The 1102-nt window shown below is 63.2% G+C and carries 1 protein-coding gene; it reads right to left on the bottom strand.

From position 1 onward, the window contains the following. Positions 1–1022, bottom strand: a 1022-nt coding sequence (locus JQK88_RS35430; protein WP_203281224.1) for an IS110 family RNA-guided transposase, incomplete at its 3' end; no start/stop codon positions are given. Positions 1023–1102 lie beyond the last annotated feature (80 nt).

The following is a 1102-nucleotide window of genomic DNA, read 5'->3' as shown; positions in this document are numbered from 1 at the left end:
GGACAGGTGGCGCCGATGGGACGGTATTGCTCGCCGCTGACCATCAGCTTCCAGGCGATGCGGGCCAGTTTGTTGGCCAGCGCCACCGCTGCAAGCTTGGGGGCTTTGCGCGCGACCAGGGCCGCCAGCCATGGCCAGACCCGTTTGCTGCCACGCCGCATGTGCTGGATGAGAGCGGTGGCACCCGCCACCAGCACGCTTCGCAGCATCTCGTCGCCTGCGCGGGTAATCACCCCAAGCCTGTTTTTGCCTGCTGTCGAATGGTTCTTCGGCGTCAGTCCGAGCCAGGCGGCAAAGTCTCGACCCGACTTGAAGCCGCTCGCGTCCGGCACTTTGATGGCCAGCAACGTCGCCCCGACAGGGCCGACCGCCGGTATGGCCGCTAAGCGCCGGCTCACTTCGTTGTGCCTATGGAGGGTAAGCAACTTCTCATCGAGTGCGGCAACCTCGACGTTGATATGCGCATAGTCGCGCGCCAGCGTCTCGAACATATCCCTGGCCGTATCGGGGATCGTCGCGTCAGCGCGAATGTCGGCCAGTAGGTCGCCGAGCCGGGAAAGTCCCTTAGGCGCGATCAGGCCGAACTCCGCCGCGAAGCCGCGGATCGAATTGGAGAGCTGCGTGCGCCGGTCGATGAACTGCGCGCGCAGCTTGGCCAGCATCTGCGCCGCCTGCTGATCGGCGCTCTTGACGGCAACGAAACGCATGCGGGGTCGGTTCATCGCTTCACAGGTCGCATCGGCATCGGCCGCATCCGATTTGGAGCGCTGGACATAGGGCTTCACGTGCTGCGCCGGCATCAGCAGCACCTCATGACCCAACGCGCGCAACTCCCGCGCCCAGTAATGCGCCGCGCCACAGGCTTCCATGCCAACCTTCAGCGGTGAAAGCCCTGCAAAGAAGGCGAGCACCTGATTGCGCCGAAGCTTTTTGCGCAACACCGGCTGTTCGGCTTCATTCACGCCATGCAACTGGAACACGCTCTTTGACGTATCCATGCCAATGCGAATAAGTTTATCCACGGACGGTCTCCCTTGATGAGATCTGCAACGACCTCATTCTGGCACATCACGATGCCGTCGGGGGCCGTCCACCCCAACAC

This window comes from Mesorhizobium caraganae (genome assembly GCF_016836705.1).
GTDB lineage: Bacteria > Pseudomonadota > Alphaproteobacteria > Rhizobiales > Rhizobiaceae > Mesorhizobium > Mesorhizobium caraganae.
This window is presented reverse-complemented; position numbering and strand designations above follow the sequence as displayed.